This is a genomic window from Butyricimonas faecalis (genome assembly GCF_003991565.1).
GTDB classification, from domain to species: Bacteria; Bacteroidota; Bacteroidia; order Bacteroidales; family Marinifilaceae; genus Butyricimonas; species Butyricimonas faecalis.
Window position 1 is genome coordinate 4,881,234 of sequence record NZ_CP032819.1, and the last position, 24,848, is coordinate 4,906,081.

General features: G+C 42.3%; 22 protein-coding genes. 16 read left to right on the plus strand and 6 right to left on the minus strand.

All coding sequences use genetic code 11. The features are described from left to right. The first annotated feature begins 43 nt into the window (after positions 1-43). Complete coding sequence (locus D8S85_RS20780) at positions 44-631, plus strand: hypothetical protein (protein ID WP_106624195.1); 588 nt, start codon at positions 44-46, stop codon at positions 629-631. A gap of 95 nt (positions 632-726) precedes the next feature. On the opposite strand, the gene D8S85_RS20785 is transcribed toward D8S85_RS20780, so the two are convergent. Then, a complete protein-coding gene (locus tag D8S85_RS20785) occupies positions 727-2,991 on the minus strand; it encodes a cation:proton antiporter domain-containing protein (protein WP_106624196.1) in 2,265 nt (754 codons plus the stop codon). Positions 2,992-3,191: 200 nt separating this feature from the next. On the opposite strand from D8S85_RS20785, the gene D8S85_RS20790 reads away from it, so the two are divergent. From D8S85_RS20790 to D8S85_RS20815, 6 genes are all read left to right on the plus strand, one after another. Beyond that, positions 3,192-3,842, plus strand: a complete 651-nt coding sequence (locus tag D8S85_RS20790; RefSeq protein ID WP_106624197.1) for a DUF47 domain-containing protein — start codon at positions 3,192-3,194, stop codon at positions 3,840-3,842. Positions 3,843-3,847: 5 nt separating this feature from the next. Beyond that, positions 3,848-4,882, plus strand: coding sequence for an inorganic phosphate transporter (locus tag D8S85_RS20795; protein ID WP_127075676.1), 1,035 nt, complete (start codon positions 3,848-3,850; stop codon positions 4,880-4,882). 95 nt (positions 4,883-4,977) lie between these two features. Further along, on the plus strand, positions 4,978-5,667 hold the full coding sequence (gene gpmA, locus D8S85_RS20800; RefSeq protein WP_106624199.1) for a 2,3-diphosphoglycerate-dependent phosphoglycerate mutase: 690 nt from the start codon (positions 4,978-4,980) through the stop codon (positions 5,665-5,667). A gap of 486 nt (positions 5,668-6,153) precedes the next feature. Beyond that, on the plus strand, positions 6,154-7,122 hold the full coding sequence (locus tag D8S85_RS20805; RefSeq protein ID WP_106624200.1) for a helix-turn-helix domain-containing protein: 969 nt from the start codon (positions 6,154-6,156) through the stop codon (positions 7,120-7,122). Between the two features lie 351 nt (positions 7,123-7,473). Continuing rightward, complete coding sequence (locus D8S85_RS20810; protein ID WP_106624201.1) at positions 7,474-7,737, plus strand: HU family DNA-binding protein; 264 nt, start codon at positions 7,474-7,476, stop codon at positions 7,735-7,737. A 14-nt stretch (positions 7,738-7,751) separates the two neighbouring features. Then, positions 7,752-8,711, plus strand: coding sequence for a hypothetical protein (locus D8S85_RS20815; RefSeq protein WP_172726553.1), 960 nt, complete (start codon positions 7,752-7,754; stop codon positions 8,709-8,711). A gap of 84 nt (positions 8,712-8,795) precedes the next feature. Here the strand turns inward: D8S85_RS20815 and D8S85_RS20820 are convergent, their stop codons facing one another. Beyond that, positions 8,796-9,326, minus strand: a complete 531-nt coding sequence (locus tag D8S85_RS20820) for a DJ-1/PfpI family protein (RefSeq protein WP_106624202.1) — start codon at positions 9,324-9,326, stop codon at positions 8,796-8,798. 165 nt (positions 9,327-9,491) lie between these two features. On the opposite strand from D8S85_RS20820, the gene D8S85_RS20825 reads away from it, so the two are divergent. The 4 genes from D8S85_RS20825 to D8S85_RS20840 all read left to right on the plus strand — a co-directional run bounded on the left by D8S85_RS20825 (position 9,492) and on the right by D8S85_RS20840 (position 12,519). Next, a complete protein-coding gene (locus tag D8S85_RS20825; RefSeq protein WP_106624203.1) occupies positions 9,492-9,845 on the plus strand; it encodes a winged helix-turn-helix transcriptional regulator in 354 nt (117 codons plus the stop codon). Positions 9,846-9,979: 134 nt separating this feature from the next. Next, on the plus strand, positions 9,980-11,857 hold the full coding sequence (locus tag D8S85_RS20830; protein ID WP_127075678.1) for a heavy metal translocating P-type ATPase: 1,878 nt from the start codon (positions 9,980-9,982) through the stop codon (positions 11,855-11,857). A 7-nt stretch (positions 11,858-11,864) separates the two neighbouring features. Further along, positions 11,865-12,293 carry a Fur family transcriptional regulator gene (locus D8S85_RS20835; RefSeq protein ID WP_106624205.1) on the plus strand — a complete coding sequence of 143 codons (429 nt, stop codon included), beginning with the start codon at positions 11,865-11,867 and terminating at the stop codon, positions 12,291-12,293. A gap of 16 nt (positions 12,294-12,309) precedes the next feature. Continuing rightward, entirely contained in the window at positions 12,310-12,519 is a 210-nt protein-coding gene (locus tag D8S85_RS20840) for a heavy-metal-associated domain-containing protein (RefSeq protein WP_106624206.1), read from the plus strand. A gap of 29 nt (positions 12,520-12,548) precedes the next feature. Here D8S85_RS20840 and D8S85_RS20845 read toward each other — a convergent pair whose 3' ends face one another. Further along, a complete protein-coding gene (locus D8S85_RS20845; RefSeq protein ID WP_106624207.1) occupies positions 12,549-12,755 on the minus strand; it encodes an RNA-binding S4 domain-containing protein in 207 nt (68 codons plus the stop codon). Positions 12,756-12,918: 163 nt separating this feature from the next. On the opposite strand from D8S85_RS20845, the gene D8S85_RS20850 reads away from it, so the two are divergent. Together D8S85_RS20850 and fldA are read left to right on the plus strand one after the other, a co-directional pair. Continuing rightward, positions 12,919-14,379 carry an OmpP1/FadL family transporter gene (locus D8S85_RS20850; protein ID WP_106624208.1) on the plus strand — a complete coding sequence of 487 codons (1,461 nt, stop codon included), beginning with the start codon at positions 12,919-12,921 and terminating at the stop codon, positions 14,377-14,379. 193 nt (positions 14,380-14,572) lie between these two features. Further along, positions 14,573-15,079 carry a flavodoxin FldA gene (gene fldA, locus D8S85_RS20855; protein WP_106624209.1) on the plus strand — a complete coding sequence of 169 codons (507 nt, stop codon included), beginning with the start codon at positions 14,573-14,575 and terminating at the stop codon, positions 15,077-15,079. Between the two features lie 56 nt (positions 15,080-15,135). Here the strand turns inward: fldA and D8S85_RS20860 are convergent, their stop codons facing one another. The 3 genes from D8S85_RS20860 to D8S85_RS20870 all read right to left on the minus strand — a co-directional run bounded on the left by D8S85_RS20860 (position 15,136) and on the right by D8S85_RS20870 (position 18,955). Then, on the minus strand, positions 15,136-17,070 hold the full coding sequence (locus tag D8S85_RS20860) for an AAA domain-containing protein (RefSeq protein WP_127075680.1): 1,935 nt from the start codon (positions 17,068-17,070) through the stop codon (positions 15,136-15,138). 10 nt (positions 17,071-17,080) lie between these two features. After that, entirely contained in the window at positions 17,081-17,920 is an 840-nt protein-coding gene (map, locus tag D8S85_RS20865; RefSeq protein WP_106624211.1) for a type I methionyl aminopeptidase, read from the minus strand. Between the two features lie 156 nt (positions 17,921-18,076). Continuing rightward, positions 18,077-18,955: a Cbp1 family collagen-binding glycoprotein adhesin gene (locus tag D8S85_RS20870; protein WP_106624212.1), complete on the minus strand. Its 879-nt coding sequence runs from the start codon at positions 18,953-18,955 to the stop codon at positions 18,077-18,079. 385 nt (positions 18,956-19,340) lie between these two features. Between D8S85_RS20870 and D8S85_RS20875 the strand changes: the two genes are divergently transcribed. The 3 genes from D8S85_RS20875 (at position 19,341) to D8S85_RS20885 (ending at position 24,836) form a co-directional block, all read left to right on the plus strand. Beyond that, on the plus strand, positions 19,341-19,895 hold the full coding sequence (locus D8S85_RS20875) for a sigma-70 family RNA polymerase sigma factor (RefSeq protein ID WP_106624213.1): 555 nt from the start codon (positions 19,341-19,343) through the stop codon (positions 19,893-19,895). An 81-nt stretch (positions 19,896-19,976) separates the two neighbouring features. Further along, complete coding sequence (locus D8S85_RS20880; protein ID WP_158641661.1) at positions 19,977-21,122, plus strand: FecR family protein; 1,146 nt, start codon at positions 19,977-19,979, stop codon at positions 21,120-21,122. A 138-nt stretch (positions 21,123-21,260) separates the two neighbouring features. Next, complete coding sequence (locus D8S85_RS20885) at positions 21,261-24,836, plus strand: SusC/RagA family TonB-linked outer membrane protein (protein ID WP_172726554.1); 3,576 nt, start codon at positions 21,261-21,263, stop codon at positions 24,834-24,836. The last annotated feature ends 12 nt before the right edge of the window (positions 24,837-24,848 follow it).

Genomic DNA, 24,848 nt, shown 5'->3' on the forward strand with positions numbered 1-24,848 from the left:
AACTAAAAAAAAAAGTCTTAGTATAGAGGAGTTTACCGGGCTATTGAAGATAGCTGGTTTTAACGGGAAATTCCAACAATCGGGTGGTGGAACAACGACTCCTGTGGAAAAAGCATCTTCAGCTCCTGTCGGAAGAACGAATGTCAATAAAGCGGAACCGCCACGTTCATTTAAATTGAAGATGGCGATGGCTGAGACCCGGGATAGCATGCAGATTCAGCGGGAAGAAGGGAAAGTTGAGGATAACCGGGTAAAGGCACAGAGTGAATTTACGGTGGCAGATGTGATTTCCGCCTTAGAATCTTATGTTGCAACTTCTCAGGAAGACACGACTGTTAAGATTGCCTTGACTTCCCATACTCCAAAAGTACAGGGGTTTGTCATTACACTTGAGGTTGATAATGATTTTTTATTGTCCAAAATAGAGGAGATGCATCCTTCTTTGCTTTCGTTTCTTGCCCAAAAGTTGAATAATGGTTTTATTACCTTGCATGTTCAAGTTTACACGGAGTCAGAAAATGGCGAGGAAAAAAGACGACTTTTTACGGCTAAGGATAAATTTGACCATTTTGTCGAAATCAATCCTGCCGTGAGTGAATTGAAAGCCTTGTTCGGGTTGGAGATAGAATGAAGTAATTTATGATTTATGATTTACGATTTATGATTCTGGCTTGCAGGTCAATGTTTTTTGGTATCATAAATCGTAAATTCATGGATTTTTAATTATTAAATTGTTTCTCCTGCAGCCAGATGGAGTAATTTGTCTTTTTCTCCAACGATCCAAACCACGTCTCCGGTCTCGAAGGTGGTGTCTGGGGCGGGGTTCATAATGGAGGTCCCGTTGCGTTCGATGCCGATGACGAGGCAGGCGGCTTTATCACGGATACCGGATTCTCGGATGGTGCGTCCCACGAGTGGGGTGTTCGCCTCAATGGTGAACTGTTCCAGACTGACTTCAGGAGGACGTTGTTGTTCAAGTTCATGTTTCCGTTTTTCTACGCGATTTTCAACAAACTCTCGGAAGACATTAATTTCTTGGTCCGTGGCGGCCACGATGATGTGGTCGAAAGGATACAGGCGTTCTTCCCCACCGGGAATATTGATTCGTTCTTCTCCCCGGATGATAGTTACCACGCTGACTCCGCAGGTCTGACGAAAATTCAATTCTTTTAGCGTTTTGCCGACGCTGGGAGAGGATTGCGACACTTCGAAGTCTGCAAGGTGAAGATCCCGATCGAGCAAGTGTTTAACGAAGCGTTGCTTGATGGGAGCCTTGCGTTCCTGTTCATGTTGGCGGGCAGTGAAGTTACGCAGGAAACGGCGTTCTAGTTGTATAGAGTATTTTTTTAACCGTTTGGAATAAATGAAAAACAGAATGACCGTGGTGGCAATCACCAACAGGAGGCTGACTGCAACGTTCACGAGGCTGGATATGACGAACATCACGATCCCGATGCAGAGCGCTACCCGTAGCACGATGAGAGAAATAAGCGGTCCTCGGTTGTATTTGCTGTCACTCCATAGCTGCTGAAATTCTTCCGAATGGTTCTTTTTCATCATGATTGCCCGTAAGAAGGGTGAGATAAGTAGCAGGATGGCAATGGCACTAACGAGGCTACCCTGTAGTCCGGGAAGTTCCTTGCGGATTAACGGGGTCAGATATTGTAGGAAAAGAGCTATGGTGAAGACAGACAGAATGGTGTAGGTGATCACGATGCGACATAATACTTTCAGTAACTGAAGCCATGTGCTTTTATGGCGAATCGTGTTCGTTCCCGTGCTATACCTGTCAAGGAAATGAATCCAATGGGTCGGCAGGTGTTTAGTTACGAACTGGTAAGCTGGGTTTGCCAGGCGGATCATGTAGGGAGTGAAAAAGGTGGTGATAACGGAGACGGTGACCACGATGGGATATAGAAATTTATCCGTCACGTGCAGGGTCGTGCCGAGACTTGCGATGATAAAGGCAAATTCACCGATCTGTGCTAACGAGAATCCCGATTGAATGGCAATTCGCAGGCTTTGTCCGGACAGGAGAACACCGGATGCGGCAAACGTGATTTGTCCGGCCATGACGACTATGGTGATTAGTAATATCGGGAACCAGTATTCGACGAGCATGGCGGGATCGATCATCATCCCGACCGATACGAAAAAGATCGCTCCAAAGAGATCTTTTACGGGTTTAATGAGGTGTTCAATATTCTCAGCCTCGATGGTTTCCGCTAAGATAGATCCCATGACAAAAGCTCCCAAGGCAGAGGAGAAGCCCGCTTTTACGGCAAGTAGAACCATGCCTAGACAGAGTCCGAGTGATACGACTAATAAGGTTTCCCCGTTGAGCCATTGTTTCGTTTTTTTCAGAAAGGTTGGGATTAGGAATATTCCGGTAATAGACCAGAAAACGAGGAAAGCTATGAGTTTTAAAATGCTATCGACCATTTCCATGCCTTCAAAGTGTTTGCTGACGGCTAACGTAGAAAGTAATACCATGAGAACTACGGCGAAGAGGTCTTCCACAACAAGAATTCCGAAGACGACTCCCGCGAAACGCTGATTGCGGAGTCCCATGTCGTCAAATGCCTTGAAAATAATGGTAGTGGACGACATCGAAAGCATACCCCCGAGGAAAAGACTATCCATATGACTCCAGCCGAGTGATAATCCGGTGATGTAGCCCAACATCATCATGGCTCCCACGATGGTGAGGGCACTGATCATGGCTGTTCCCCCGATGTTCATGAGTTTCTTGAAACTAAAATCAAGCCCCAGGGCAAACAGAAGGAATATGACTCCGATGTCAGCCCAGATATGAATGTTCTCGGCATCCATGATCATTGGACCACCGAACGTGTAGGGACCCGCGATAATACCTGCCATGATGTATCCCAACACAACAGGTTGTTTTAGCCATTTAAAAAGGATGGTTATCAATCCGGCGGAAAATAAGATAATCGCCAAATCCGATATTAGGACAGGAATGTCAGACATGATGTTTATTTTTGAGGTTGCAAAGTTAATGATTTTTGATTTGGATGAATAAGCATCGATTATCTTTGTATGGATTGCATGAGAAAAAATCAATTCTATTACTCGGCTTTAACGTGTGGAAAAAAAGATTGTATGTTTTATATTTTTTAACATACATATCCGCGTAGGGATACTACATTTGTGTGCTAATCAATAAATATATGAAAATAGATCGATTTCTTCAATTGTTTGTGGTAAAGGAAAAGAAGTTTTATCCTTTGTATATTGAGCAGGCTGCCAATATCGAGGCTGCTGCCAAGTTTTTAGTGGAGTTATTACAAGAGCATGACCCTGAAAAACAGAAAGTACTGTACAAGAACGTCAAGGAGTATGAGCATAGTGGAGATATGATTACCGCTAAGTTGTACGAGGAGCTAAACAAGACGTTTGTTACCCCTTTCGATCGTGAGGATATCAACATGTTGAGTGGGCGTATGGACACGTTTCTAGATTTTATTCACGATGCCGCAAAACGAATGTTGATGTACCGTCCGAAATGTGTGAACCAGCTATTGATTGCGATGGGGCAATGTATCGTGGAAGATGCGCGTATCTTGAAGGATATTATGAATGGATTGGAGTATATCCAGAAAAAACCGCAAGAAATTAATGAAAAATGTATTCGTATTAAACAGATCGAGCATGATGTGGACGATTTGTATGAACAATTTATGAGTGATGTTTTCGCGAACGAGAAAGACGCTATCGAGCTCGTAAAACTGAAGAATATCGGTCAAGTGTTGGAAGATGCTACCGACCGGGCAAAAGACGTAGGTGATATTGTGAGAGGTATTATTATTAAATTTGCCTGATCGCCATGTTGACAATCGTTCTTTTAGCTATTGTGATCGCTCTTCTTTTCGATTTTTTGAACGGAATGAATGATGCGGCCAATTCGATCGCTACGATCGTGGCGACACGTGTATTTTCTCCTACAATGGCCGTTTGTTGGGCTGCCTTCTGGAATTTTGCTGCTATCTTTATTTTTGGCGTGAGCGTGGCTCATACGATGGGTGAAGGAATAGTGGATCCTTCTAAAATCAATGAATATCTTATTTTGGCCGCCTTGATCGGTTCGGTGATCTGGGTTTGGTTGTGTACTCATTTCGGGATGCCTATCAGTGTGTCGCACGCTTTGATCGGGGGATTGATCGGTCCGGTATGGTTTACATTCGGGGGTGACGCTCTGGTGGCTTCCGGGATTTTCAAGATAGCCATCTTTATCGTGCTGTCCCCTTTGATCGGTATGATACTGGGATTCTTTATGATGTGTCTCACGATGCTCGTATTTCGTAAAAAGCATCCGATGAAAGTGGAAGGGTTGTTTAAGGGATTGCAATTGTTTTCTTCCGCTATATTCAGTTTAGGACACGGTGCTAACGATGCACAGAAAACGATGGGGATTATTGCTATCTTATTATATAGTGTTGCGGGAAGTAATACTTTCGTGAATGATTACTTGTACGAGAATACGGGGGAATTCCACGTTCCTGTTTGGTTGATTATTACTTGCTACTCGGTTATTGCTTTAGGTACGATTATCGGGGGAAAGAAGGTGATCAAGACCTTAGGTGATGGGTTGGCTCGCTTGAAGCCCGTGCAGGGATTCTGTGCCGAGACGTCCGGAGCTTTGACATTGATGGGGACAGCCGTATTGGGGATTCCTGTGAGTACGACTCACACAATTACTGGTTCTATCATCGGGGTTGGAATCACGAAAGGGGTTGCTTCCGTTCGGTGGGCTACGGCCACGAATATTGTTGCGGCTTGGATTCTTACGATCCCGGCAACTATCGTGATGTCCGGCTTGGTTTATTGGGTGATGGGATTATTCCTAACGTTACCGGAATAAAGTTTATAGGGTTCGTAAGGTATAAAGTTCATTGGGTTTAAACCTTTATCTTCCCCTTGTCGTATACGTTATCAACAATTCATTAATAAAGAATTATGTACAAGTTGATATTGGTACGACATGGAGAAAGTGTCTGGAATAAGGAAAATAGGTTTACCGGGTGGACGGATGTCGATCTGAGTGAACGAGGTGAACAAGAAGCACGCCGGGCAGGAGAGCTGATCAAAAAGCATGCTCTTTTCTTTGATGTGGCTTATTCTTCGGTGTTAAAACGTGCGATTCGTACGCAGCACATCTTGGCAGAAGTTGTTGATCGGGTGTGGGTGCCTGAAGTTCATCATTGGCGTTTGAACGAGCGACATTACGGGGCGTTACAGGGATTAAATAAGGCAGAGACGGTAAAGAAATATGGAGAAGAACAGGTGCATGTATGGCGAAGGAGTTTTGACGTGACACCTCCATTGTTGGAACCGGATGATTCTCGTTGTGCTATTTTCGAGGATAAGTACAGGGAGGTAGACCCGGCCGTTCTTCCTTTGGGGGAATCGTTGGCATTGACGATTACGCGGGTTCTCCCGTTTTGGCAGGATTATATAGCACCTTCGTTGCTTTTGGGAAAAACGGTCTTGGTAACAGCCCACGGGAATAGCTTGCGGGCATTAATCAAGTATTTGGATGATATCAGTGACGAGGAGATTGTCAATCTGGAGATTCCAACGGGAATCCCCCAGTTGTACGAGTTGGATGAACAATTGCATCCACAATTTCATAAATATTTAGAATAGGTTTCTGCATGTATCTTGTAAATGAATACCCTCGGTTTAGAAGGTGTGTGTGAGGATCGACGTTTGTTACAACCGAAGGGTATTCAAGGATAGTTTGTTAATTTTTTGAAGAATGCCCCCGGTAAGAGGTGTATGTGGGGATCGGCGTTTGTTATACCGAGGGGCATTCAGGAAATGTTTTTAGTTTAATATGTGCAGACCAATATATTCTTTCCTATTAAATAAGATCCGCAGGTTCTGTAACATTTTACCAACCCATGCTTTGTTTTTTTGTTGTTACAAAGGTATCAAATGGAATGCTTGGATTGGTGACTGTAAAGGTGTATTTTTGAAGTAAATATTTTCTAATGAAAGAATTGTATTTTGGATTGATTTGTTTCCCGATATTTTTGTTACCTTTACTAAATATTTATTTCGTATTTCGCAACAGAAGTAAATAGGGCTCGTACGATAAATCAAATAGTTGCATTAATCAAACCTCAAATCATGACAACTTATAATTACAACAGCGAGTTGGTTAAAGCCATGAATGAAAAATTACCGAATGGTACTAATTTGGCGAATACGCTAATAGATATCTTATATTTAGGTAAAGAGGCTGTCTATCGTAGATTACGGGGAGAAGTACCTTTTACGTTAGCGGAGGCTGCCGCAATCTCTCGGAAAATGGGTGTGTCGTTGGATAAACTGGCTGAAACAAATGTGAGTTCGAATGCAATATTTGATCTGAACATTGTACGTCAAACCGATCCATTGGAAACCTATTATTCTATCGTGGATAATTACGTGAAGATTTTCCGGGATTTGAACCATGACCCATCTTCGAAACTTTGTTCTGCCTCGAACATCATTCCTCAGACTTTTTACTTAAAATATGAACTTTTGTCTAAATTTAGAATGTTCAAGTGGATGTATCAGTTTGAAAAGATTGATATAGAGAAGCATTTCGAGGATATGGAGATCGAGGATAAATTCTTGGAAAAACAGAGAGAATTTGTGCGGGAGTCTCAGAAGTTTCCGTACACAGAGTATATATGGGATAATAAATTGTTTATTTATCTGATCAATGACATCAGGTATTTTGCCAGCATACATCTGATCTCCCAAGAATATGTTCAGAAATTGAAAAGGGAGTTGCTCCAGTTGCTCCATGAGCTGGAAGAGATTGCCACGAGAGGAATATTCAAAACGGGACAGGAGGTCTTTATATATATATCTAATATAAACTTCGAAGCCACCTATAGTTATATGGCGTCTTCTGCCTATCATATCAGTTTGGTCCGGGTTTTTGCGATTAATTCTTTTGCGACGCGTGACGAGCAAGTTTTTAACAGTATGAAAGAATGGATTTATTCGTTGAAGAAATTTTCCACGTTAATATCCCAAAGCGGGGAGATGCAACGTATTAAATTCTTTAAAACACAACGGGAAATCGTTGAAGGTTTGTGTATTTAGGTTAGTGCTGTTTTTGAAAATGTATTTCCATTTTTGTTTCGATTAATGAAATTTCTATCAGAAGTAAAAACTATTTGTTGCATAAAATAAATTAAAATATAAATATAGTACGATATTAGAAAGTTGGTATATTGTTGATACCCTGAATGTAGCACAGAATTATGAAGAATATACTTCATATTTGTACCGTTTAGTGAGCGAGATATCGCTTGTATGGTATGAATTTTAAACGTGCAAATCAATGGGACAAAAATACAATTATAATTCGAGCCGCATCTGGTGATTATTCGCCGGGTGCGGCTTCGTGATATGTAACATAAACTCTATTTATTAATTTAAAAACCATTTACGATGAACAAACGAGAATTAATTGAAAAAGTGGCCGAAAAAAACGGAACTAGTAAGGTGGAAGCAGCTAAAGCTGTAAACGCTGTGATCAGGACAATGGCTGAAACATTGAAAAAAGGAGAAAAGATATCCTTGTTGAAACTGGGTTCTTTTACTATCAGAGAACGTAAGGAGCGCAACGGTTATAACCCGAATAGCAAGGAGAACATGGTAATTCCGGCTAAGAAAGTAGTTAAGTTTTCTATAGGTAAATACTTTTTTGATTAAGGAATGATACCCCTATGAAGAAAGCCGTGGTAAATGAATTCATCAGCACGATGCGCGAGGTTACCCCTAAAGGGGGTAATCTTGCTAATATTCTTATGGATATATTGTGCATGAGTAAGGAGGCAATTTATCGGAGATTGAGGGGAGAGGTGGCTTTTACGTTCAGTGAGGTTGCGATCATTGCCAATCAGTTGGGCATATCGTTAGATAGGATTATCGGTAACAGTATGTCCGGAGGGGCAATGTTTGATCTGAACGTGCTTGATCTTGCAGATCCCATGGATACCTATTACGAGATTCTGATGCGTTACCAGAGGCTTTTCCGTTATGTGAAGGCTGACCCGACGACGGAGTTCGTGACTGCATCGAACACGATTCCCTATACCTTTTACGCCCCTTACGAACATTTGTCAAAGTTCCGGATTGGCAGGTGGTTATACCAGAACGAACACTTGAGAACTCCCACCTCCTTGTCCGATGTCGTTCTTCCAGAAAAATTAGTAAAAGTTCAGAAAGAATTAATTGAAGATTTAAGGCTCGTCAAGAAGACTTGCTTTATCTTAGATGAAAATCTCTTCACTTCGTTCGTTAAAGAAATCAAGTATTTCTCTGAATTGGGACTGGTTTCAACGACAGACGTGCAGGACATGAAAAAGGAGTTATACCAGCTTTTACACGAGTTGGAAATATTGTCTGAAAAAGGATCGTTCCACAATGGAAACAGCTTGTCGGTTTATCTTTCTAACGTAAATTTTGAAGCGACGTATAGTTATGTGGAAAAAGTCGGATTCCAGATATGCTTTTTACGGGTTTATTCGATTAATTCGATGAATTCACGAGATAGTAAAATGTGTGATTACCAGAAAAAATGGATTCATTCATTGAAGAGACATTCCACGCTGATCTCACAGAGTGGCGAGATACAGAGGATGATGTTTTTTAATGAGCAAAAGAAAATAATAGATGCCTTGTAATATGAACGTATAAAAGTATTTTATTAACGGCAGCCTAAACTGCCGTTAATATTATCCGAAGAACACCTGTAACTGTTGACTTTGTTATTCCTTCAGCGCTGCAATTACTTGTGGCATCATCATCCAAATCGTGTTTTCTGTTTGGGCGGTGTAGAAGTTGCTTTCGATTTCGAATTTCTCGTCGGTAGCTTTTGCATGTTGGATGGCCGGTTTAGCAAGAGGATGAATAGCGACTTTCTTGCCGGTGGCAATACCAACAGAGTCAAACATCATGGCTGCGGCGCAGTGACCGATCATGATTTTACCCGTGTCTCCGAAAGTTTTGATCACGGCTAACATATCTTGATTGTAAGGTTTTCCGGCGTTTTCCCCGAATTTAGGTACTGCATCACCACAGCCGAACACAAGAGCGTCGAACTCATCCTCGTGTCCTTTCAAATGGGCAATCACGTCGTCAGCTACAAGAGCGATGCCGGAATTCGTTTTGATCTCTTTCGTGTCTGCCACTGCAAATACTTTATAGGAAATGCCATTTTCGAAAAATGCTTCCAAATACTGGAATAAACCGAATCCGTTTACCGGATTAACAGCCAATACGGCTACTTTTTTTGCCATGAGTATAATTTTTTAGTTAAACAATAGTTCTCTAAAGTAAGTTTATTACTTTTGTTTAGCAAATGTATGCTATTTGATGTGTATAAACAAGAACGAACTTATAGATAAGATAGTTACACGAAGATAACTATTATTGATATTAAACCATATATAACGAAGAAAAAAATGAAAAATTTTTACTCGAACGATAATTGCCCTATTCGTGATGTATTGAGTCGCTTGGGTGACAAGTGGTCAATGCTTGTTTTGGTAACGTTGAAGGCGAATGGAACCATGCGATTTTGCGATATTCATAAAACGATTGCCGACATATCACAGCGTATGCTGACGGTTACCTTGCGGACGCTGGAAACCGATGGGCTAATTTCGAGAAAAGTATATGCTGAAGTACCGCCGAGAGTGGAATATCAGCTCACGGACTTGGGCGAGAGCCTGATGCCGCGGGTACAGGTGCTGGTGGATTGGGCATTGGAACATATGGGTGAAATCATGAAACACCGGGAAGTGATGATGAAATAATCAATTATGGAGTGTCAACTTGGAGAAACGCATGTGGGGATGTTTTGGAATCATGTTCAGGTGCGTTCTGTTTTTTTGCAATTTAGTTGCACGAAATGAATTGTAATTTCACGAAAAATTAAAACGGTAGAATAATGAAAAAATATAGTGCAGAATTGATTTCCTTCGGGCTGCTAGTTTGCGGAATTGGTTTGTCTTTGGGAAATGTCGTCTGGTTCCAGACGGGAATCGTGCGATTGGTCTGGTATCTGGTAGCTTTTATTCCGGTAGGATTTCCTGTGTTGAAAGAGGTCGTGGAGCGCTTGCGGGAGAGAGAATACTTTAACGAGTTCATGTTGATGTCTTTGGCTGCCATCGGGGCTTTTTATATCGGGGAATATCCGGAAGGTGTGGCCGTGATGTTATTTTATTCCATTGGGGAGAAATTCCAAGATAGTGCGGTGAGTCGGGCTCGGTCGAATATTCGCTCGTTGCTAGATGTGCGTCCGGAACGGGCAACGGTTATACGGGATGGGCATGATGTAATCGAGAAACCCGAACGAATAAGTGTTGGAGAGATTATCGAAATTAAAGTTGGGGAACGGGTTCCGTTGGACGGGACGATGCTGGGAGACGTGGCGGCTTTTAACACGGCGGCTTTGACTGGAGAGAGCGTACCGAGAAACATCCGAACGGGAGAGACCGTGCTGGCTGGGATGATCGTGACTGACCGGGTCGTGAGGGTAAAGGTGACCAAGTCCTATAATCAGAGTGCCTTGGCTCGTATTCTGGAAATGGTGCAGAATGCTTCCGAGCGTAAGGCTCCGGCGGAACTCTTTATCCGGAAATTTGCCCGGGTTTATACGCCTGTAGTCTCGGGATTGGCGGTGTTGATCGTGTTGATTCCGTGGATCGTGTCGTGGGTGCAGCCGGACTTCTCTTTCATGTTGAATGATTGGCTGTATCGGGCTCTCGTGTTTCTGGTAATATCTTGCCCGTGTGCGTTGGTGGTTAGTATTCCACTGGGGTATTTCGGGGGAATCGGAGCGGCATCCCGTCAGGGCATCCTTTTTAAAGGAGGAAATTATCTGGATGCGATCACGAAGATTAACACGGTCATTTTTGACAAAACCGGGACGTTGACGAAAGGTGTATTCGAGGTGCAACAGGTTTGGGTGCGGGATGGGTTTACCGAAGAAGAGGTGATTCGGATAATTGCTTCTGTCGAAAGTCGGAGTAATCACCCGATAGCCAAGGCAATCGGGCAGTACGCCAACTCCCGCCAAGTTGCCATCCGGCGGGACATGGAGGTCTTCGAGTTGGCAGGTTACGGCTTGAAAGCGTTTATTGATGGGAAAGAAGTACTGGTGGGAAATGCCCGTTTGCTGGATAAGTACGGGATCTCGTTTCCGTCCGAACTGACCAAGGTCTCCGAAACGCTTGTTGCGTGTGCGGTAAATGGGGTGTATGTTGGTCACTTGTTGTTGGCAGATACCGTGAAAGAAGATGCTAAAGAAGCCGTTGCGGCATTAAAAAGATTAAATATTGATAATATTCAAATATTATCGGGAGATAAACAAACAATTGTTTCTAAATTAGCAGGGTATTTAGGCGTGGATGAGGCTTATGGAGATTTGTTGCCCGAAGGCAAGGTGGCCCATGTGGAGACATTGAAGAGCGATTCGGAGAGACGTGTTGCTTTCGTGGGCGATGGAATTAATGATGCCCCGGTGCTTGCCTTGAGTGATGTGGGTGTAGCCATGGGTGGTTTGGGAAGTGATGCAGCCATTGAGATTGCGGATGTGGTTCTCCAAACGGATCAGCCTAGTAGGTTGGCTATGGCAATTCGGATCGGGAAAGAGACTCGTCGGATCATCTGGCAGAACATCACGCTGGCTTTCGGGGTGAAGTTGATCGTGCTAATATTGGGAGCCGGGGGACTTGCCACTATGTGGGAAGCCGTGTTTGCTGATGTCGGGGTGGCCTTGTTGGCCATACTGAATGCGATAAGAATACAGAGACGAGTAAGATAAGAAGTTTATGGACGAGAAGGTATATTTGGAAAAACTGGAAAAGCGGGAGATCAAACCAACGGCCATGCGCCTATTGATTCTGAAAGCGATGACCCGCTTTACCCGGGCGTTTAGCCTGCTGGACCTGGAGACTGAATTGGATACCGTGGATAAATCAACGATATTCCGGACGATAAACCTATTTTTGGACCACCATTTGATTCACGAAATTGATGATGGTTCCGGTTCGTTGAAATATTCGGTATGTAGTAATGAATGCACCTGTTCTATCGATGATCTCCATGCTCATTTCTATTGTCGGAATTGCCACAAAACCTTTTGTTTAAGAAAAATTCACGTACCCACGGTGGCCTTGCCCGGTGATTTTACGTTAGAAAGTATAAACTACGTGTTGAAAGGCCTATGTGCCGAATGTTCTTCACGGGTGGAATCGTAATTAAAATAAATAAAGTATGAAAACAAGTAAATTTAAAACTACCGCTAAATGTGGCGGTTGCGTTGCAAGAATTAGCGAGATGTTGGATAAAGCGGTCTCCCGCGATCGGTGGAATATAGATCTTTCCACTCCCGACCGGGTACTGACTATTACTTCCGATTTGTCAGATGATCAGGTAATCGAACTGGTAAAAGAAGCCGGGTTCAAGGCTGAGAAATTGGGGTAGGATTCAGTATAAGTATTGATAGAAAGTACTTATACCACCTTCACGCTTTGTCCCAGAGCGGTGATGATTTCCCCTTTGGTAATTTTAGCCCGTTTGCGGAATTCGGGTTCTCCGTTGCGGGTCACCTCTCCATTCTCCACGAGAATCTTTGCCATAGCGCCACTTTCAGCGATGTGAGTGGCTTTTAGCAACTTAATTAATTCAATATATTCGGTGTCTATTTCAAACGTGATCATAGTATCTGCATTTTGGATACAAAGGTAACCAATTTTTGTTGCATACCGTAAAGTAGAAACAACTTAAGGTGTTGAATGTTATTTTTGCGCCTTAAAATTTAGAAAATAATGATGAGATTGTTTTAATGATTTGATCGTTAAGTAATAATGTAAAAAAGATTCTATGAAGAGATTAGTCATTGTAGTATTGGCTTCTATTTTAAGCATGACGGTTTTTGCCGAAGGATACCAAGTCAATTTGTTAAGCACGAAACAGACCGGGATGGGACACGTGGGAACCGGGATGAAATTGGGTGCGGAGAGTATGCATTTTAATCCGGCAGGATTGGCGTTTTTGCGTACTAATATGGATTATTCACTGGGTATATCTGCTATCATGGCCAAGGCTAAATATAGTTACGATGGCTATTCAGCCAAGACGGATAACCCGGTAGGAACGCCGTTATATGCTTATGCTGGTTTTAAAATTTACGAAAATCTGGCTGCCGGTATTAGTTTGACCACTCCTTACGGAAACTCTTTGAAGTGGCCGAAGAACTGGGCCGGGGCAGGATTGATTCAAGATATTAGCTTGAAATCATACGTGATTCAACCTACACTTTCTTACAAGATCACGGATCGTTTGAGTATTGGAGTCGGGTTGCAGTTGGCCTGGGGAAACGTGAATCTTTCCAGAGCTTTGATGAGCGCCGGTGATTTGCAAAGAATAGGAGCGGAGTTTGAGAGTTTCTTGCCCTTGTTGGCAAGTGTGCCCTCGAATGTAATTTCGGATGCGGATAAACAGGCAATGCAAGAGATGGTTGCATCAATGAAAAATGCAGAGGTTCCGCCTGCTTACGCTCGTCTGGAAGGAAATGCGCACATGAGAGTCGGTTTTAACGTGGGAATCATGTATGACGTGTGCGATCAGGTGACTGTTGGTTTGTCTTATCGTTCCAAAATCAAAATGCGGGTAAAAGAAGGGGAGGCTTCCTTAAATTATGCCAACCGTCGTATTGAAGATTTGTTTACCAATATGGAAGATTTGCTTGCAAAATATGGTCCGATGTTGAATCAGCTACTGGGAGTGACGGTTCCGAATATCTCTATTCCCAAGTATGATGAGGGATCTTTTCGTGCAGAATTACCCTTGCCTTCCAACACGACATTGGGTGTAAGTTATCGTCCCACGGATCGTTGGGAACTGGCGTTAGATTTACAGTACGTGGGGTGGAATGCTTACGATTCTTTGAACGTGCATTTTAATGAGGCTGAATTGGGTATAGCACCGATTAAAGCAGAGAAAAATTATAAAAACTCAATGACTTACCGTATCGGGGCGAGCTATAAGACGACGGATCGTTTAGTGTTACGTGCCGGTGTATATTATGATCAAAGTCCGATTCGTAAGAAATTGTACAACCCGGAAACTCCAGGGATGAACAAATTAGGACTCTCTGCCGGATTGACTTTCGAACCTTACAAAGGTTTGCAATTTGATGTGGCATTCCTTTACATTCAAGGATTTAGCCAACATGGGAAGTACCCGTACAAGAACGTGGTCACGGGAGAGGATGAAATGTTCGAGGGAAAATATAAATCTACGGCGTTCTCTCCGTCTATCGGTATTTCTTATCGGTTCTAATCAAGTGTTATGTGTATATGAATGAGAGGCGGCGTTTATCGCTGCCTTTTGTTATTATTGAATGGTCACTTACTGCTTTGACCACATCCCCATGAATAGGGGTCAGCATAGGTAAATTTAATCATATATAGGGATTTACAGGTATTATCCGGGGAGCTATCTTTGTCATGTATAAAATAAATAATACATCGAGATGAAGAAAGTTGGAATATTTTATGGCTCCACGACAGGAGCAACCGAAGGAGTGGCAGAAACGATTGCCTCTCGTTTGGGAGTCGCAAATGAAGATATACATAACGTGGGAACTACAAAAGTGGATGAGGTCGACAAGTACGATGTTTTGTTATTGGGTAGTTCTACATGGGGAATCGGGGAATTGCAGGACGATTGGAACGATTTCTTGGATAAACTAAAAGCGAAAAAATTGTCTGGTAAGACCGTGGCAATCTTCGGGTGCGGGGATTCAGCCTCTTTTGGTGGATCATTCTGCAGTGCTATCGGAATAATTTATAACGAGTTGCAAGGAAGTGGATGTCAATTTGCCGGTTCGGTGGATACCGACGGGTATAGTTACGACTCTTCCGAGGCTTGTGTGGATGGTCAGTTCGTGGGGCTTCCTTTGGATGAATCCAATGAATCTGATCAGACTGATAAGAGAATAGATACTTGGATTAGTGGTTTGAAGCAAGTGATCTGTTGAGTCTAGTTGTTGTTTTTGATTTTATGCCAGGATGGAAATCCTGGCATATTTATTTATTAGGATGGAAGCGTGTCAGATGCTTCCGGTTGAATCTCGATAATCCTTCCTTTCTCCCGAATGTATTTGTATAGGGCTTTGTAGAACGGGTGACAGGTGAGTGTGGTGGCATCTCCCAGGATAATGAGTTTCATGCGGGCTCGGGTAATGGCCACGTTCATGCGGCGTAGATCGTTTAAGAAACCGATATTTCCTTCGTCATTAGCTCTTACCAGACTGATTAGGATGACATCCCGTTCCTGTCCTTGAAATCCGTCCACGGTGTGGATCGTGATGAGTTTCCGCAAGGGAATAAAAAAGCGATTCCGTTTGATGATTTGCCGGATATATTGTACTTGTACCCGGTAAGGAGAGATTAACCCGAAATCGATTCTTTCATCCAGCACCCGTTCGACACCGATTTTCTCGATATATTCCTGTAATTGTTTTACCAGCAATTCGGCTTCCGGTTTATTGATTCGTCCGTATGTTTCATTAACACAATCTTCCGAGAACTTGCAGAGAGCCGTGTCGAACCATTCTATGGGTGTGTCGTATTCGAGAATATTTCGATGGCGAACTTCTGGAGAGGCCTGCAATCGCCCCTTGTAGAACCATTTCGAGGGAAAATACATGATGTCCTCGTGCATACGGTACTGCGTTTCGAGCATGGAAACCGTTTCGGGTTTACGCAGGATGATCTTTTGGAGCAGCGTGCGATCCAGACCGCCTTTTGCCGCCTCGTAACATTTGATGGTGGGAGGCAACTGAAAGTGGTCCCCGGCAAGTATTACCCGGTAAGCCTTGGATATGGCAATCCAGCAAGCCGCCTCTAGGGCTTGTGCGGCCTCGTCGATAAACAGGGTGGAAAACATTTTCCCGTTTAATTGTTTATTGGCGGAACCGACTAGCGTGCAAGCTATCACCCGGGCCTCCCCGAAGAGTTGGGCATCAATCTTAATTTCCAATTTGATGGCTTGATCTCGTAACTCGTGCAGCATCCGGCGGGAAGACTCTCGTTTGGCTCCTTTCAAGCGTTTCAAACGTCCGGAGAGTTCCCGAATAGATGCTCTTGCGGCTCGTAACGCTGGGTAAGCCGGATGAGATTCAAATTTGCGTTCGTACGTGAATGACAGCATTTTATCATTTACCCGCGTGGGATTCCCGATTCGCAATACATTGACTCCCCGATCCAGTAACTTTTCGGCTATCCAGTCTACGGCTGTATTGCTTTGGGCGCAAACCAGCACTTGATTCTCTCGTCGCAGCGTTTCGTAGACGGACTCTACGAGCGTGGTTGTTTTTCCGGTTCCGGGAGGACCGTGAACAACGGCGACCTCTTTGGTTGCCAGAACCCGATTTACTGCTTGCTCCTGTGAACGATTCAGCCACGTTAGATGAATCGGTTGAAGTTGCCGTTGTTCTGCCATCTCGTTCCCCAGTATAACTTCCCGCAAATGGGCAAGGCGATTGTTCTTGGCTTCCATGACTTCCTTTAGGGCGGAAAACATGGTTTTATAGGATGTTCCGTCAAAATAGAGTTGCACGCCCAGATCCTTGGTCCCTTGAATATCCAAAAGACTGTTGGAGTTGGGCAACACGACGAGCATCGTGTTTTCGTGAACGTAACTGATGGTTGCCGAGAAATTGAAATAACGCAGGTTTCCCGTTGCGTCAAAACGGAAAAAGCAAACCGGCCGGCCGTATTCGAAATTGTGATCCGTGTCGTCATTCTCATCCCGTTTGACTTCTATGACGAGCTGGTTTAGCGAGTTGTAGTAACTTCTATGGGCTGACACGGGATACCAGCAAACGCCCTGCTGAATCCTTTTGGGGATTCCGGCACGTTGCGTTTGTTGGTAGAATGTCTCTTTTTCAAATTCGAACTCCTCTTGCAACAGTTTGTATTGTCGCAGGAGATCGATGAGGGGGGAGGTTATTGGTTCATTAGCCATGTTAAACGGGTTACCAGGTTAATATTTCGTTCCCGGTTTCCGTGATTAGTATGGTGTTTTCCCATTGAGCGGAAGGTTGTTCGTCTTCAGTAATAACCGTCCAGTCATTATCCTCGTCTATGAATACATATCGTTCTCCCATGTTGATCATCGGTTCGATCGTGAAGATCATGCCCGGAACGAGAAGCATTCCCGTACCCCGTCTTCCCACGTGTTCCACTTCCGGGATCTCGTGGAATTTCAGCCCGACTCCGTGTCCGCAGAACTCTCGGACTACCGAGTACCCGTTCTCCTCGGCATATTCTTGGATAACAGCACCCACGTCTCCTAGAAAACGCCAGGGTTGTGCGGCTTCAATGCCTTTTTCCAGACATTCTTTCGTGACACGCACCAATTTTTGACGATCTTCTGCAACTTCCCCGATCATGAACATGCGGGAAGCGTCCGAAAAATAGCCGTTATATATAGTTGAAACGTCGACATTGATAATATCACCACTTCTTAAAATGATATTTTTATCAGGAATTCCATGACACACTTCCTCGTTAATCGACGTGCATACGCTTTTGGGAAATCCTTCGTAATTCAATGGTGCGGGAATAGCCCCATGTGCCACGGTGAAATCGTATACCAGCGTGTTTATATCCTCGGTCGACATCCCTTCCCGGATGTTTGCCGCCACGTGATCTAACACGGCCGTGTTGATCTTTGCACTTTCGCGGATGCCTTCTATCTGTTCCGCGTTCTTGATAATCTTTCGAGGGGGGACAATGTGTCCTTGACGACGATAGAGTTTAATTTTTTCCTCGATGGAGGATGTCAATTTGTTTTCGTTTTTATTGAATAGCATATTGCTGTCTCCTTTTGTAATAAAGCACTAAGGTAATGTTTTTAGAAACAGGTTATCCTCTGCTCCTCATCTTTTTTCAAAAATGAAAAAGGCATCCGGGAGAACCCCGAACGCCTTACCTGTGTGTGTTGTGTGTATGTGAGTGTGAATCTTTGCTTATTCGTTAATCATCACTATCAAATACTTCGTCTGTTTCCAGAATGTACTCGGGTCGTTGATTTTCAAAGTTTGCATACCGTCGTCCCCGGTTTCCAGCGTGTATGATTCGCTTGGGTGAATGGAAAGTATTTTTGCTTTTTTGGAATTTAACGGGATGGATGTCAATTCACGCATATCGGCATCCACGAATTCTGCATTTTGAGCTTGGGAAGAAACGATCGGCGGGCAGAAGATTCCTTGTCTTGAAATCACGTTAGCCTCTTTTAATCCCTTTCTGGAACCTAACAAGTAGTGGATCGTGTTGAGCGATTTGTCTTGATTGGCAATCGTTTCTTTCTGGGCAATTGATTCTTCTTGTAAATTGCTCACGTTTTGGTTAAGTTCAGCTATTTGTTGAGTCTTGATACCTAGTTCTTTTTCTTTGGCAGCCAAAATCAAGTTGATTTCGTTAATCTTTTGATCTCTGAGCGCTAACTCTTCGTTTAACCCGGCGATTAACTTCTTGAATTCAGCAGATTGTCTTTTGTTCGTTTTTTCCAGTTTGGCAATTTTTTCTTTGTAACCGGCAATAGCGTTTGAAAGTGCTTGCACGTCATTTTTTAAAGCGGTAATCTGGCTTTTGCTCTTGCTGCTTTTCGTGTCACTCTGTGATTCGATAGCCAAAATATGTTCGGCCTCACGGATTGATTGCATGCCAGCAGAAATGTCGTTCAAATCTGCCAAAAGTTTATCCATTTCGTCGCTTTGTCCATTGCTAATAGTTTGCAGCGAATCTATTTTTGCCTGTAAAGCTTTATATTTTTGTGAATTATCCACGCAACTCCCTAGGAAGCTTATGGAAAACAAACTGATTGCTAAAAAAATAAACGTTTTCATAGTTTCTTTGTTTTGATGTTTTATTCTATGCCTGATTAAAAGCAATGCCCGTGCCATTCATGCAATAAAATGATAAAGTATTGAAATACAGATTATAAATGTATTTATTTGAATTCTATTATTGTGGAAAATTTTACCCAGTTGTGGAATTTCTCCCCAGATTACCTGTGGGAAAATTATTAAATTTTACTTGATGGTGGTACTGATTTTATCTTTAATCTGGATGACGTTCGCAATTTGGAGAATAAAAATCGTTTTGGGAGAAAAAAATTAGGGCTGAATTCTTTGCTTGGAATTCAGCCCTATTAGTTACCTTTGCTTTTGCATAAAAAAGTAGTAATTTTGATTGCGATAGAATGAATTAAAATTAATATCAGGTATTATTTTGAGTGAAGAGCTTTTGATAACAAGATTGCATGAAGATAATAGTCTGGCTTTTAAGGAAATCTTTAAGTTATATTATCATCCGTTATGTATGTATGCTTATCGTTATGTGCAGGACGATGCGATTACAGATGACTTCGTGCAGGATGCATTTTTGAACTTCTGGGAACGGCGTGGCGAGTTTCATGCATTGACGGCTATTCGCTCTTTTCTTTATCTAAGCGTGAGGAATGCCTGTTTGAATTGGTTGAAACATCTAGCTGTTAGGCAACGGAACGAAATGGATTTTGCTTCATTTCTTCAAGAGGAACCGGAGGATGATTTTATTTTGGAGGATATGGTTCATGCTAAGTTGTATGTGGCGATAGAAGAGTTGTCCGATCGGGCTAGGGAGATCGTGCTGATGACATTAAAAGGTACTTCCAATCCGGAGATTGCTTCAACGTTAGGGGTATCACTGAATACGGTGAAAACCGTCAAATTGAGAGCGTATCGTGTGTTGCGAGAAAAGTTGAAGGATTTTAATTGGTTATTAGCCATGTTGTTGATTCCATAATTGTTTTTGCGAAAAAAATATCATTTTCCTTGTCACCCTGTTGTGAGGGGTTGTTGTTTATGGAATAAAATGAATATACGTATGAATTTTAATCCAGACATAGAAAATTTGATATATGGTCATCTTCGAGGAAGACTCTCGTCCGAGGAGCAAGCCAAATTGGATAAATGGTTAAACGACAAGCCTGCTAATAAAGTCTTGTTTGATCGAATTTGTGACAAAGAGACGATCTTGCGTAAGGCAAAGTTTTTTGACAGGCATTCTCAGGAGAAGATGTGGGAGAGTTTGGAATCTAAAATCTATAAAAAGAAAAAAAGGTATTTTTTGCATCGGTGGATAGCAGCTTCTTTGATGGTTCCATTGTTCGTGGGCGCATGGCTTCTTGTGAATAATGGGGAAAGAGATGGGGAAAAAGAGGTCGGCTATGAAATTCTGTCCGGTACCGCATGTGCTAGATTAGAACTGGCTGATGGAACAGTTATCGCTTTACATCAAGATAGCGTGTACTCGGTGGAACTGGCTCGGGGAGAACGATTGGATAACGAAGGGGGAATGGTGTCATATGCACAAGATTCAACCGGGGAAGTAGTCAAAGAGTATAACGAGATTCGAACGCCTAGAGGAGGAGAGTATCAAATTCGATTGCCCGACGGGACAAAAGTTTGGTTGAATGCAGAGTCCGTGTTACGTTTCCCGAGGATGTTTTCCGGGAATGAGAGGCACGTGTATGCACAGGGAGAACTTTATTTTGAGGTAGCTCGAGATTCAACCAGACCCTTTCGTGTAGAGTTGGAAAGCTACACGGTAGAAGTGACGGGTACGGAATTTAATGTTCGTACATACGCTGACGGCCCTCAGTTGACGACCTTGGTATCCGGAGGTGTGACAATTTATCGGGAGAATGAAATCGTCTGTTTAAAGCCGGGTGAAGAAGCGGTGTTGCAACAAGCGGGGGGAACGATTCACGTTCAAAAAGCGGAGGTGGAGTCCCGGTTAGCTTGGTTGCGAGGGTATTTTTTGTTTGATAATGCCAAATTAGAAGATATCATGAACGAATTGGGAAGATGGTATAACGTGGATATCTTTTTTGAGAATACTAAGGTTCGAGAGGAACGTTTTTCCTTGGAACTTCGGCGTCATGAAGATTTTTGGCAGGTACTTGATTTGATTGAACGTGCGGGAATGGTGGAAATTGTCGTTAAAAAGAATGTGATTTTTATAAAATGAAAATACCAGATGTCGCTACACATCTGGTATAGTAAAAAGTCCTAATGGACCATTGTAAAATTTATTATGTACAAATGTATGAAAAAAAAAGGACGAATGGGTATACAAAAGTATGCCCGATCTAAAATTTTGCGGATTATGAAATTGACTGTGGTATTTTTGTTCGTGACGTTTTTATCCGTTTCGGCTTCAAGTTTAGCCCAGAAAACAACGATTCGGGTAAATAATACGAGTTTAAAACAAGTGTTTAGGGAAATCAGGCAGAAAATGGGGTATACGTTTGTTTTTAATGAACAAATCGTGAATAAAGAGGGAAAGGTATCTTTGGATATTACTTCTGACGATATCCATGAGATATTGAATAAGTGTTTGGAAAATACCTCGTTGAATTACGAGATACAAGGTGATGTCATCGTAATCTTATTTCAGGAAAAGCAAATAACGAAAGAGGAAGAAAAAGGTGTTGTTAAAATTACGGGTAATGTAAAGGATAAAAATGGTAGTCCGTTGCCGGGAGTTACGGTATTGGTAAAAGGTACCACCGTGGGAGTCGCCACGGATGTAAATGGAAATTATTCTATTGTTTTACCTGAAATTAAAGAACCTGTTCTCGTTTTTTCGTTTATTGGAATGAAGACAGAGGAGATTGGGGCTAACAAAAAGGTGATCAACGTAGTTATGCATGAAAGTGCAGAACAATTGGAAGAAGTGGTGGTGAATACAGGTTATCAGACAATTAATGTTCGAAATTTAACAAGTTCTGTGAGTTCCGTAAAAGCGGAGGATATTTTGGTGGCCGGAATGACAAGTATTGATGCTGCTTTGGAGGGGCGTATTCCTGATTTGTTATTGATGAGCAATTTCGGGGAAGTTGGCTCTACACCTAGAATCCGTATCCGTGGAACTTCGACTTTGTTGGGTAATCGCGAGCCTTTGTGGGTATTGGATGGAATTATTCTTACCGATCCGGTTCGTGTAGATCCGACGGATTTGAATAATCCTGATTATATTAACATTATCGGTAATGCAATTTCAGGTATTAATCCCCAAGACATTGAACGGATTGACGTGTTAAAAGATGCTTCTGCCACGGCTTTGTACGGGACTCGTGCCGCTAACGGGGTTATTGTTGTTACCACCAAAAAAGGTAGAAGCGGTAAAGCTCGGTTGTCATACAATCATACATCAAAATTGACGCGTCGTCCTCGCTATTCTGATCGAGATATTAATTTAATGAATTCTCAAGAAAGAGTACGTTTTGGAAAAGAATTGACAGATATGCACTATATTTTCCCGGAAGGAATGGTGATGGTGGGCTATGAAGGTGCATTCTATCGTTTACAAACAGGATCATCCAATTATGAACAATTTATGAACGAAGTAAATTTCTACGAGAAAGTAAATACGGATTGGTTTGATGTTTTGACGAGAGATGCTTATTCTCATGGACACAATATCAGTATTTCCGGGGGAAGTGATGATATGCGTTATTATACTTCTATTGGTTATGATCGAGAAAACGGAGTCTCCAAAACAACTTATACGGAGCGTTATACCGCGTTGATAAACTTGAATACGGAGTTATTCGGTAAATTGAGATTAGGTTTTCAGTTAAATGGAAATATCCAGAAGAAAAATCATTTGATGGAATCGATAAACACGATGGACTATGCTTACAATACGACTCGTGCCCTTCCATGTTATAATGAAGACGGATCTCTGTTTTTTTACGAGAATCGTTATTACTCCCATGCTAATCATCCTGGAAAAAAGTATAGGTTCAATATTTTAAACGAAATTAATAATAGCTCTAACGAGTATGATGGAGAAGGATTAAGTGCACGATTGGATTTGAAATATAATATAATGGAAGGGTGGGATATTAACGTGCTTGGATCTTATAACCGTAGTAGTACATTGCAGGAAAAATGGTGGGGAGAAAAAACTCAATATGTAGCTATGCTGAGAGATGCGGAAGTGGACGAAAAACCGTTGACAGATGCCGAAGGTGGGTATTGCGAATTGCCTTATGGTGGTGTCTTGTTAACGACCAATTCTATTTCTTCCGGATACACTTTCCGTGTCCAAAGTGACTTCCGCCATTTGTTTGGATCAGATGTCCATCATTTGTTCACAGTATCCGTTGGTTTCGAGGCTAATAGCAGTAAATATAAAAGTTATTCAGACGAAAAGCGGGGATTTATGAAGGATCGAGGCTTGCAGTTTACAGATGCCACGGGAATCACGTTGAGTGATTATGTCCGGTATGAATCTTGGATAAAAAAGAATCATCTGACCATCAGTGATAATTTAACTAACATGTTGGCCGGTTACGCGACGGTCTCTTATAGTTACGAGAATCATTTCACGTTGAATGTAAACGGACGTTTCGATGCTTCCAATAAATTCGGTAGCAGGAGTAACGAAAAATTTCTTCCCGTTTGGTCTGTCTCCGGGATGTGGAATGGAAAAGAGAATTTACTGAAAAATGTTGAATTTGTCTCTAATTTACAACTTCGGGCTTCTTTTGGTATTCAAGGGAATATGTTGGATGATCAGAGTCCTAATTTGATTATTCGTAAAGGTACAATAGACGCTAATTACGGGCAGAATATTTCAAATGTAGAACGTTTCCCGAATCCCAATTTACGGTGGGAACAGACAAATTCGTTGAATTTGACATTGGATGTTGAGCTTTTTGCCTCTCGTTTGGCTATTTCCGGTTCTTATTTTTTGAAGAAGACAAAGGATTGCTTTACTGATGTGGAGATTTCTCCTTTAAATGGTTTTTATAGTTATGTAATGAATAACGGGAATCTGACCAATAAAGGGTATAATTTGGGTATATCCGGAACACCGATTCGCACGGATAATTTTACGTGGCAAGTGAATACCTATTGGTCGGGTAATTATAATGAAGTTAAAGCCCAAACAACGGAGGATTACAGTATTTCGGATTATTTGGACGGGAGAGCTTTGATGAACGGTAAACCGGTAGGAACGTTTTATAGTTATAAATTTTTAGGCTTGAACCCTTCAAATGGTGTACCTGTTTTTGATGATTGGGAAGAACGTCGTAATCAATTGGTGGGAAAATCTTTGGATGAAGTGGTAAAATTGGTGTTGGAAGATAGCGGTTCCCGTGAACCGAAATTTTTTGGAAGTTTTTCAACTTCTTTGACTTACAAAAACGTGAGTCTACAGGCTTCTTTCGTGTATAGTCTGGGATCAAAAATTCGTTTATTTAGTTTGTATAATCCTATTATCGAGGGTATTTCTTCTGATGCCAATGTTCGGAAGGAATTTACTAATCGTTGGCAAGTGTCTGGAGATGAGTTACGAACGAATGTTCCTGTGATTTTGAGTCCTGCTGATCCTGATTATGACAATTATAGAGAACACTACTGTAAAGAGCCGGGTTTGAATATCGCTAATTTTGCTTCCAACGTGTGGGATATGTATGATAAGTCGAATTTGCGAGTGGTAAGTGGTGATTATTTGAAATGCAACTCGATAACCATGAGGTATAGTTTCTCCCCTAATCTCTTGCAAAAAACTCCCTTTTCATCGGCTTATATCACGCTGAATGCAACGAATGTATTCACGATTTCGGCTAAAGAGTTAAAGGGACAAGATCCGACGCAGGCCGGATTTGCTAAGCCGAATTTGTCAATTCGTCCGGCTTATTCTTTGGGTTTGAATGTTTCATTTTAAGAGCGAAATGAC

Bases quoted from the DNA above. Each gene is read 5' to 3' on its own strand.
- D8S85_RS20840 (WP_106624206.1), top strand. From the start codon at position 12,310: ATGAAAACAAGTAAATTTAAAACTACCGCTAAATGTGGCGGTTGCGTT.
- D8S85_RS20830 (WP_127075678.1), top strand. From the start codon at position 9,980: ATGAAAAAATATAGTGCAGAATTGATTTCCTTCGGGCTGCTAGTTTGC.
- map (WP_106624211.1), bottom strand. From the start codon at position 17,920: ATGCTATTCAATAAAAACGAAAACAAATTGACATCCTCCATCGAGGAA.
- D8S85_RS20820 (WP_106624202.1), bottom strand. From the start codon at position 9,326: ATGGCAAAAAAAGTAGCCGTATTGGCTGTTAATCCGGTAAACGGATTC.
- D8S85_RS20835 (WP_106624205.1), top strand. From the start codon at position 11,865: ATGGACGAGAAGGTATATTTGGAAAAACTGGAAAAGCGGGAGATCAAA.
- D8S85_RS20885 (WP_172726554.1), top strand. From the start codon at position 21,261: ATGAAATTGACTGTGGTATTTTTGTTCGTGACGTTTTTATCCGTTTCG.
- D8S85_RS20805 (WP_106624200.1), top strand. From the start codon at position 6,154: ATGACAACTTATAATTACAACAGCGAGTTGGTTAAAGCCATGAATGAA.
- D8S85_RS20880 (WP_158641661.1), top strand. From the start codon at position 19,977: ATGAATTTTAATCCAGACATAGAAAATTTGATATATGGTCATCTTCGA.
- gpmA (WP_106624199.1), top strand. From the start codon at position 4,978: ATGTACAAGTTGATATTGGTACGACATGGAGAAAGTGTCTGGAATAAG.
- D8S85_RS20815 (WP_172726553.1), top strand. From the start codon at position 7,752: ATGAAGAAAGCCGTGGTAAATGAATTCATCAGCACGATGCGCGAGGTT.
- D8S85_RS20810 (WP_106624201.1), top strand. From the start codon at position 7,474: ATGAACAAACGAGAATTAATTGAAAAAGTGGCCGAAAAAAACGGAACT.
- D8S85_RS20870 (WP_106624212.1), bottom strand. From the start codon at position 18,955: ATGAAAACGTTTATTTTTTTAGCAATCAGTTTGTTTTCCATAAGCTTC.
- D8S85_RS20790 (WP_106624197.1), top strand. From the start codon at position 3,192: ATGAAAATAGATCGATTTCTTCAATTGTTTGTGGTAAAGGAAAAGAAG.
- fldA (WP_106624209.1), top strand. From the start codon at position 14,573: ATGAAGAAAGTTGGAATATTTTATGGCTCCACGACAGGAGCAACCGAA.
- D8S85_RS20850 (WP_106624208.1), top strand. From the start codon at position 12,919: ATGAAGAGATTAGTCATTGTAGTATTGGCTTCTATTTTAAGCATGACG.
- D8S85_RS20860 (WP_127075680.1), bottom strand. From the start codon at position 17,070: ATGGCTAATGAACCAATAACCTCCCCCCTCATCGATCTCCTGCGACAA.
- D8S85_RS20795 (WP_127075676.1), top strand. From the start codon at position 3,848: ATGTTGACAATCGTTCTTTTAGCTATTGTGATCGCTCTTCTTTTCGAT.
- D8S85_RS20785 (WP_106624196.1), bottom strand. From the start codon at position 2,991: ATGTCTGACATTCCTGTCCTAATATCGGATTTGGCGATTATCTTATTT.
- D8S85_RS20825 (WP_106624203.1), top strand. From the start codon at position 9,492: ATGAAAAATTTTTACTCGAACGATAATTGCCCTATTCGTGATGTATTG.
- D8S85_RS20845 (WP_106624207.1), bottom strand. From the start codon at position 12,755: ATGATCACGTTTGAAATAGACACCGAATATATTGAATTAATTAAGTTG.